Below are 8,552 nucleotides of genomic sequence, written 5' to 3'. Positions count from 1 at the left end.
CTCTCCCGGATTTGAAGCCATACCGCCTCTGGCGGCTTCAAATCCGGGAGAGGAGATCATCGACAAAAACGCTGAAGCGGACCGGCTGAAAGCCGGTGGTTTGTATCCGATACATGGAAAATCAAAGACTTTGGCGGAGCCACCTCTGTCACCAATTATTCTGGCACGAACTTCCGCAACCCCTTAATTTTGCCTGAAAAACTTGCGGCCAGCAGGGTCCGCAATCTTGCGGCGACTTGCCAGAATAATTAGTTTCGCGTCAGCAGATCGCCCGAAGCGGTCGCTCAGATCCCCGCGTCGATGATCGCGCGGGCCAGCACCGGCACGGTATCGCGGTTCAGCCCGGCGATGTTCAGCCGCGAATCTCCGACTAGGTAGATGGCCGCATCGCTTCTCAGCTTCGCGACCTGCTCGGGCGTGGCGCCCAGGCGCGAGAACATGCCGCGGTGACGCTGGATGAAGTCGAAACGATCGCTGCCCGACAGTTCGCGCAACTCGGCGGCCAGTTGATCGCGAAGCCCCAGCATGGTGCCCCGCACCTCCTCCAGTTCGGTCGCCCAATCCGCGCGCAGCGCGGCATCGGTGAGAATGGTCGAGACGATACGGGCACCGTGATCGGGCGGGAAGGAATAGGTCTGGCGGTTCAGGAAGGCCATGGCGCCCTGGCTCAGATCGCGCGCCGCGCCGTTCTCGGCCAGTGCCATCAGGATGCCGGTGCGCTCGCGGTAGATGCCGAAATTCTTCGAGCATGAGGCCGCGATCAGGACCTCGGGCAGGCTGCCGGCGACCAGCCGGGTGGCGACCGCATCGGCCTCGAGACCGTCACCGAAACCCTGATAGGCAAGGTCGATCAGCGGCACGGCGCCCGATTTCGCAAGGATGGCGATGACCTCCTGCCACTGCTCCTGCGTCAGGTTGGCACCGGTCGGGTTGTGACAGCAGCCGTGCAGCAGCACGATGTCACCCTTGCCCGCGCGGGCGATGTCCTGCTTCATGCCGTCGAAATCGACACCCCGGCTGGCAGCGTCGAAATAGCGGTATTCGACGAAGGGCAGGCCCATGAACTTCATGATCGACAGATGGTTCGGCCAGGTCGGGTCCGCGACATGCACGGTCAGGCCGGGATTGGCCATCCGCGCCAGTTCCAGCGCCTGACGGATGGCACCCGTGCCGCCCACGGTGGCGACCGAGGCCAGCCGGTCGGCGGGCACATCGCCCAGAACCATTTCGGCCATGGCGCTGCGATACTCGGGCTCGCCCGCGAGGCCGGTATAGGCCTTGGAGGTCTGGCTTTCCCAGATGCGCTGCTCGGCCGCCTTCACGGCGCGCATGACCGGCGTCACGCCTTGCGGATCCTTGTAGACGCCGACGCCCAGGTCGATCTTGCCCTGGCGGGTATCCGCCTTGAACTCCTCGATCAGCATCAGGATCTTGTCGGCGGCTTGCGGTTTCAGATTGGACAACATCAGGCGTCTCCGGTTGCGATGTTCAGGTCGGGAAAGCTGCCCCATTCGGTCCAGCTTCCGTCATAGAGCGAGTGATTGCGATGGCCGATCCGCTCGAGCGCAAGCGACAGCACCGAGGCGGTGATGCCGCTGCCGCAGGTGGTGATGGCGGGACGGGACAGATCGACGCCGGCGGCCTCGAATTCGCCGCGCAGCGCCTCGGGGTCCTTCATCGTGCCGTCGCCATTGAACAGGCGGCCGAAGGGAAGGTTCTTGGAACCCGGAATATGGCCCTTGCGCAGGCCCGGCCTGGGCTCGTCCGCCTCGCCGCGAAACCGTTCGGCGCTGCGGGCATCGATGATCTGGGTATCGCCCAGCTTCGAGGCGGCGGCGACCTGGGTCACGTCGCGCACCAGTCCGGACTGGCGCTGCACGGTGATGTGGCGATCGCGCATGATCGGTGGCATGTCCTCGGTCGGGCGTTCCTCGGCCAGCCATTTGGCAAAACCGCCGTCCAGCACCGCCACATCGGACTTGCCCATCAGCCGGAAGGTCCACCAGACACGCGCGGCGCTGCGCGCATCGGAATGATCGTAGATCACCACCTGATGGCCATCGCCGATGCCCATCGCGCGCATGCGGCTGACGAACAGTTCCACCGGCGGCACCATATGCGGCAATTCGCTGCGGGTCTCGGCGATGGCGTCGATATCGAAGAAGCGCGCGCCGGGGATATGGGCGGCGTCATACTCGGCCCGGGCGTTCCGGCCCGCCGCCTCCATGTGCCAGCTGCCATCGATCACCCGCAGATCGGGATCGTTCAGATGCGCGGCCAGCCAGTCGGTCGAGACCAGTGTCTTCGGATCGTCCTGCATGCCATCCCCCGTTACTCGGCCGCCTCTCAGGGCACAGCCTCCGATCTACAGGCGGAAAACGCGGGCTGCAATGCCGCGGGCGTTCAGCCCTGTTTCAGCAGGCGCTGCTTCTGGCGGTTCCAGTCGCGCTCGGCGCTGGTTGCGCGCTTGTCGGCGACCTTCTTGCCCTTGGCGACCCCGATCTTCAGCTTCACCAGCCCTTTATGGTTGAAATACATCACCAGCGGCACCAGCGTCATGCCCTCGCGCCCGACCGCCTGCCACAGCCGCGCCAGTTCGCGGCGGCTGACCAGCAGCTTGCGCCTGCGGCGTTCCTCGTGGCCGAAGACCCCGGCATGGCTCAGCGCGGCGATATAGCCGTTGATCAGCCACAATTCGCCGTTCTCGATGCTGGCATAGCTTTCGGCGATGTTGGACTGGCCGGTGCGCAGCGATTTCACCTCGGACCCGGTCAGCACGATCCCGACCTCGAGATCGCTCTCGATGAAATAGTCGAAGCGCGCCCGCCGGTTCTCGGCGATCACCTTGTAGTTCGGATTTTCGGGTTGCTTGGCCATGACGGGCTTAGATAGGGCTGCGGGGGGCGGCTGTAAAGACGGCGGCCGCGCCGCCGTCAGGTCAACCGGTTCAGGATTCCCTCGGCCCCGGCGCTGACATCCGCCCAGACCCGCTGGAAGGCTTCCGATCCGCCGTAATAGGGATCGATCACCCCCTGCCCCTCGCGCCCCGGAACGTGGTCCAACAGCAGGGACAGCCGGGCCTGCGTCCCGTCCGGCCGCATGCCGCGCAGATGGTCCAGATTGGCCATGTCCAGCGCCACGATCAGATCGAATCGGTCGAAGTCGCCCGGCCCGACCTGCCGGGCGCGCAGGCCGGATATATCGATGCCGTGACGCGCTGCCTCGACGATGGAACGGTGGTCGGGCGGCTTGCCGACATGCCAGTCGCCGGTGCCGGCCGAATCGGCGGTGACCGGGATGCCGCGGGCGCCCGCGCTGGCACGCAGGGCCGCTTCGGCCAGAGGTGAACGGCAGATATTGCCCAGACAGACAAACAGGATCGAGGTGTGGCGCATGGCGGGGCTTTCAGGGCAGAGTCCGGTGACGACGATTGCCACGGGGACGGATCGCAGGCTACCCGGAAGGCAGGCCGAGTGAAAGGGAGTGACGTCATGGAGAGGACCGAAGCATGAGACCGGGCCCCCGCAACCTGATCACCGACATCGCCGGCCTCAGGGTCGGCAACGCCTCGGATCCGGGGCTGAAGTCGGGTGTGACCGTCCTGACCGGCACACGGCCCTTCGCCGCCTCGGTACAGGTCATGGGCGGCGCGCCCGGAACCCGCGATACCGACCTGCTGGCCCCCGACAAGCTGGTCGGTCAGGTGGATGCCCTGGTGCTGGCTGGCGGATCGGCCTTCGGTCTGGCGGCCTGCGACGGGGTGATGGCCGGGCTTCTGTCCGAGGGGCGCGGCTTCGCGGTGGGCCCGGCGCGGGTGCCCATCGTCCCCGGCGCCATCGTCTTCGACCTGCTGAATGGCGGCGACAAGGCCTGGGCGGACAATCCCTATGCCAGCCTCGGTCGCCGCGCCTATGAGGCCGCGGCCGAGGATTTCGCGATCGGCAGCGCGGGCGCCGGGACCGGCGCGCTGACCGGATCGCTGAAAGGCGGGCTGGGATCGGCCTCGGCGGTGCTGCAGAACGGCCTTGGCGTGGGCGCGCTGGTGGTGGTCAACGCGCTTGGGCAGGCGACGGTGGGGGAAGGTCCGCATTTCTGGGCCGCCCCATGGGAGCTGGAGGACGAGTTCGGCGGCCTCGGGCTGCCGGCCAGCTTTCCCCGCGACCACGAGCCAGCCCCGGCAAAGCGTCTGGGCGAGGCCACCACCATCGCCATCGTCGCGACCGATGCCGGGATGGACAAGGCCGCCCTGCAGCGCCTGGCCACCACTGCGCATGACGGGCTGGCGCGTGCGCTGGTGCCCAGTCACACCCCCTTCGACGGCGATCTGGTCTTTGCCGCCTCGACCGGCGCGAAACCGCTGTCCGATCCGCTCGCCGATCCGTTTCTTCTGGGCCATGCCGCGGCCTGCGTCCTGGCCCGCGCCACGGCGCGGGCGGTCCATGCCGCGATCCCGGCTATCGGAGATCTGCAACCCTGCTGGCAGGCCATCCGACCGGCATGAAAAGGGCGATGCGCGACGCGCACCGCCCCCAGAGATCGCCAAGAGGGAAAGCTCAGCGATTGATGTCAGCGGCCCTGCCGTCGTTCGGATTGACCACGGCAAACCGGCCACCAGTCAAATTATAGCTATTTTGCACCGAGTCGCACAGCCCATCCGACAGTTTTGCCCTATCTTGCCGCCATCACGGCAAGGAATCGCGGCGGCCTCCCCGCGCCAGGGTCCCAATCAGCGAAGACCCGCGCGTCCGGCTTTGACAATCGTTAAGCATATTGTTTAATATATTGACCAAACCGAAGCGGGAGAGGCTGCCGTGACCAAACATTCCACCGATCTGAGAACCCTGCTGCGCGATCCCTCGCTGCTGGAAACCCGTGCCTTCGTGGCCGGCGAATGGGTCGATGCCGCCGATGGCGCGACCTTCGATGTGACCAACCCGGCGCGCGGCGACGTGATCGCCAAGGTCGCCGATCTCAGCCGCGCCGAGGTGGCGAAGGCCATCGAGGCCGCCGCCGCCGCGATGAAGGGCTGGGCCGCCCGCACCGCCAAGGAACGCGCGCAGGTGATGCGCAAGTGGTTCGACCTGATGATGGCGAACCAGGACGACCTGGCCCGCATCCTGACCGCCGAGATGGGCAAGCCCTTCCCCGAGGCCAAGGGCGAGATCGCCTATGGCGCCAGCTTCATCGAATGGTTCGGCGAAGAGGCCAAGCGGGTCTATGGCGAGACCATTCCCGGCCATATGCCCGACAAGCGCCTGACCGTGATCCGCCAGCCGATCGGCGTGGTGGGCAGCATCACGCCCTGGAACTTTCCCAATGCCATGATCGCCCGCAAGGCCGGCCCGGCGCTGGCCGTGGGCTGCGGCTTCGTCGCCCGCCCGGCGGCGGAAACGCCCCTGTCGGCGCTGGCCATGGCGGTTCTGGGCGAGCGCGCGGGCCTGCCCAAGGGCATCCTGTCGGTCGTCACCTCGTCGCGGTCCAGCGAGGTCGGCAAGGAATTCTGCGAAAACCCGCTGATCCGCAAGCTGACCTTCACAGGCAGCACCGAGGTCGGCCGCATCCTGCTGCGTCAGGCTGCTGATCAGGTGCTGAAATGCAGCATGGAACTGGGCGGCAACGCACCCTTCATCGTCTTCGACGACGCCGATCTGGATGCGGCGGTCGAGGGGGCCATGGCCTCGAAGTTCCGCAACAACGGCCAGACCTGCGTCTGTGCCAACCGCATCTATGTGCAGGCCGGCGTCTATGACGAATTCGCCAAGCGCCTCGCGGCGGCGGTGGACAAGCTGCGCGTGGGCGACGGTCTTGAGGACGGCATCACCACCGGCCCGCTGATCAACCAGGGCGCGGTCGAGAAGGTCGAAGAGCATATCAAGGACGTGCTGGATCACGGTGGCGCGGTCGTCACCGGAGGCGAGCGCATCGGCGGGCTGTTCTTCAAGCCGACCGTGGTCACCGGCGTCAAGGATGACATGAAGGTGGCGACCGAGGAAACCTTCGGCCCGCTGGCGCCGCTGTTCAGGTTCGAGACCGAGGCAGAGGTGATCGAGAAGGCCAATGCCACCATCTTCGGCCTCGCCTCGTATTTCTACGCCCGCGACATCGGCCGCATCACCCGCGTGCAGGAGGGGCTGGAATACGGCATCGTCGGCGTGAATACCGGCATCATCTCGACCGAGGTGGCGCCCTTCGGCGGCATCAAGCAGTCGGGCCTCGGCCGCGAGGGCAGCCGCCACGGGATCGAGGATTTCCTCGAGATGAAATATATCTGCCTGTCGATCTGAGTGACAGGAACGTGAAAATCGATGCGCGGCGGGAACAGAAGCTTCCGCCGCGCATTTCCTTTGCGAAAGCCGCCGGCGCATCCCGGCAGGACAAGGAAAGGAACGTGCAATGGAAGGCTTCGGCTGGATTCTGTCGATCATCCTCGGCGCCGTCGCGGGCTGGATCGCCGAGCGGATCATGAAGAGCGATCACGGCCTGATCATGAATGTCGTGCTGGGCATCCTCGGCGCGCTGCTGGGCAACTGGCTGTTCCGCACATTGCTGGGCACGACGGCGGGCGGTGCCATCGGCCAGATCATCGTCGCGGTGATCGGCGCCTGCATCCTGATCTGGCTTGGCAGGCTGGTGCGCGGACGCGGCTGAACCGCCCGGCCCGTCACACGAAAAAAGCCGGCGCGTGATGGCGCCGGCTTTCGGATTTACGATCCGGGTCGCGGATCAGTTGTCGTCCTCGTCCTCATCCTCGTCACTGTCGGGCAGGTTGAAGAAGCTGTCGGCGTCCAGATCCCGCTGCGGCTTTTCGTCCACGTCCCTGCTGAGGCTGAAATTCTCCAGCCCGGCAATGGCGGTCGGCAGGCGCGGCTCGTCACTCATCGCCAGCGAGGTTTCGGTGCTGACCAGCTTGCGACGCTCGTCATCGGTCATCACCTCACCCTCGGCGCCGCGCTTCTTGGCGGCTTTCTGCACGGCGGCATCCAGCTCCGATTGCCGGCACAGGCCAAGCGCGACCGGGTCGATCGGCTGGATATTGCTGATGTTCCAGTGGGTCCGCTCGCGGATCGAGTTGATCGTCGGCTTGGTGGTGCCGACCAGCCGGGCGATCTGCGAATCACCCAGTTCGGGATGGAACTTGACCAGCCACAGGATCGCCGCCGGGCGGTCCTGGCGCTTGGACAGCGGCGTATAGCGCGGCCCGCGGCGCTTTTCCTCGCCCTCGGCGGCGGGGTTGTATTTCAGGCGCAGCCGGTAGGCGGGATCGGCCTCGCCCTTCTTGATCTCCTGCGCGTCCAGCTGGTGCGAGGCGATCGGATCATAGCCCTTCACGCCGGTGGCCACGTCGCCGTCGGCAATGCCCTGAACCTCCAGCTCGTGCAGCCCGCAGAAATCACCGATCTGCTTGAAGCTGAGCGTGGTGTTGTCGACCAGCCAGACGGCAGTGGCCTTGGCCATCAGCGGCTTGTTCATGTCAGTCTCCTTCGCGTCTTGGCCCCATGCATGGCCTCTTCGGGCCGGGAAAACGGCTTTCGGCGGGCGCCATTCCTCGTTTTCGGGGGGAATTGGGCGCGGATATAGCCTTTCCCGGCTGCCGAGAAAAGGGGTTTCGCACAGATTCGGCATGGACGCGGGCGGCGGCATGGCTAGGCTGGCGCCACCATGACCCGCCTTTTCTGCCTTGCCCTGATCGCCCTGCTGCCGCTGCAAGCGCCTGCCGAGGATGTCGCCGGCCGCTTCGACTACTATGTCCTGTCGCTCAGCTGGTCGCCGGCCTGGTGCCGGCAGGAGGGCTATGCGCGCGACGCGGCGCAATGCGATCGCGGGCGCGGGATCGACTTCACCGTCCACGGGCTGTGGCCGCAATACGAACGCGGCTGGCCGCAGGACTGCCGCACGGACCAGCGTGATCCATCGCGGCGCGAAAGCGCGTCCATGGCGGATCTGATGGGATCGGGCGGGCTGGCCTGGTATCAGTGGCAGAAGCACGGCCGCTGCTCGGGCCTTTCGGCGGCGGATTACTATGCCGCGACCCGCGACGCCGCCGCCCGCATCGCCATCCCCGAGGTTTTCGAGGATCTGGACCGCGATATCCGCCTGCCCCCCTCGGTCGTCGAAGAGGCCTTCATCGAGGCCAATCCCGAGCTGAGCCGCGACGGCATCACCGTCACCTGCCGCGATGCCGCCCTGCAGGAGGTTCGCATCTGCCTGACCCGCGACCTGCAGCCACGCGACTGCGCCCGCGATGTGCTCCGCGACTGCGCGCGCCCCGACATCCTGATGGAGCAGGTTCGCTGAACCCAGCCGTCGCAGACCCTGCCCCGTGACAGCGGAAATCAGCCTTCGGGCAGGCTTGTCCGGGGCGAGATGTCGCTTGCCCGAAAGCCGGGGCAGCGCTCTGGTTTTCTTGCCTCAAGCCCGCCCGATTGCTAGGGTCTGTTGACGTTCATTTTGTGAGGATGATGGTTGCGGCGAGCGCAATGAACGCGATGAAGCTGTGATCGGTCTTGCAGGAGCGCATCGCGATGCCTCTGTTCTCTTTCAGCTTTCCGAAG

Annotated in this window: 10 protein-coding genes; 5 read left to right on the top strand and 5 right to left on the bottom strand. The window is 66.1% G+C overall.

Features of this window, described 5'->3' with window-relative positions:
- Positions 1–187, top strand: a 187-nt coding sequence (locus KNW02_RS19555) for a hypothetical protein (protein ID WP_216034872.1), incomplete at its 5' end; no start/stop codon positions are given.
- A gap of 97 nt (positions 188–284) precedes the next feature.
- On the opposite strand, the gene KNW02_RS19550 is transcribed toward KNW02_RS19555, so the two are convergent.
- From KNW02_RS19550 to KNW02_RS19535, 4 genes are all read right to left on the bottom strand, one after another.
- Positions 285–1,466: an amino acid aminotransferase gene (locus KNW02_RS19550; RefSeq protein WP_216034871.1), complete on the bottom strand. Its 1,182-nt coding sequence runs from the start codon at positions 1,464–1,466 to the stop codon at positions 285–287.
- The gene (sseA, locus tag KNW02_RS19545) at positions 1,466–2,320 is read right to left on the bottom strand and encodes a 3-mercaptopyruvate sulfurtransferase (protein ID WP_216034870.1); all 855 of its coding nucleotides are present in this window, start codon (positions 2,318–2,320) and stop codon (positions 1,466–1,468) included. The genes KNW02_RS19550 and sseA overlap by 1 nt, the downstream gene beginning before the upstream one ends.
- 83 nt (positions 2,321–2,403) lie before the next feature.
- Positions 2,404–2,877: an SsrA-binding protein SmpB gene (gene smpB, locus KNW02_RS19540; RefSeq protein WP_216034869.1), complete on the bottom strand. Its 474-nt coding sequence runs from the start codon at positions 2,875–2,877 to the stop codon at positions 2,404–2,406.
- Between the two features lie 56 nt (positions 2,878–2,933).
- Positions 2,934–3,395 carry a low molecular weight protein-tyrosine-phosphatase gene (locus tag KNW02_RS19535; protein WP_216034868.1) on the bottom strand — a complete coding sequence of 154 codons (462 nt, stop codon included), beginning with the start codon at positions 3,393–3,395 and terminating at the stop codon, positions 2,934–2,936.
- A 113-nt stretch (positions 3,396–3,508) separates the two neighbouring features.
- On the opposite strand from KNW02_RS19535, the gene KNW02_RS19530 reads away from it, so the two are divergent.
- The 3 genes from KNW02_RS19530 (at position 3,509) to KNW02_RS19520 (ending at position 6,648) form a co-directional block, all read left to right on the top strand.
- On the top strand, positions 3,509–4,501 hold the full coding sequence (locus KNW02_RS19530; RefSeq protein WP_216034867.1) for a P1 family peptidase: 993 nt from the start codon (positions 3,509–3,511) through the stop codon (positions 4,499–4,501).
- 310 nt (positions 4,502–4,811) lie between these two features.
- On the top strand, positions 4,812–6,284 hold the full coding sequence (locus KNW02_RS19525) for an NAD-dependent succinate-semialdehyde dehydrogenase (protein WP_216034866.1): 1,473 nt from the start codon (positions 4,812–4,814) through the stop codon (positions 6,282–6,284).
- 109 nt (positions 6,285–6,393) lie between these two features.
- On the top strand, positions 6,394–6,648 hold the full coding sequence (locus KNW02_RS19520) for a GlsB/YeaQ/YmgE family stress response membrane protein (protein WP_216034865.1): 255 nt from the start codon (positions 6,394–6,396) through the stop codon (positions 6,646–6,648).
- Positions 6,649–6,723: 75 nt separating this feature from the next.
- Here the strand turns inward: KNW02_RS19520 and KNW02_RS19515 are convergent, their stop codons facing one another.
- Positions 6,724–7,470 (bottom strand): DUF1013 domain-containing protein, encoded by a 747-nt coding sequence (locus KNW02_RS19515; protein ID WP_216034864.1) that lies wholly within the window; start codon positions 7,468–7,470, stop codon positions 6,724–6,726.
- A gap of 189 nt (positions 7,471–7,659) precedes the next feature.
- Here KNW02_RS19515 and KNW02_RS19510 point away from each other — a divergent pair, with 189 nt between their 5' ends.
- Complete coding sequence (locus tag KNW02_RS19510) at positions 7,660–8,295, top strand: ribonuclease T2 family protein (RefSeq protein WP_216034863.1); 636 nt, start codon at positions 7,660–7,662, stop codon at positions 8,293–8,295.
- Positions 8,296–8,552: the final 257 nt, after the last annotated feature.

Source organism: Paracoccus marinaquae, assembly GCF_018860165.1.
GTDB lineage: Bacteria > Pseudomonadota > Alphaproteobacteria > Rhodobacterales > Rhodobacteraceae > Paracoccus > Paracoccus marinaquae.
The sequence above is the reverse complement of the archived record's forward strand: the minus strand, read 5'-3'. Positions and strand labels throughout refer to the sequence as shown.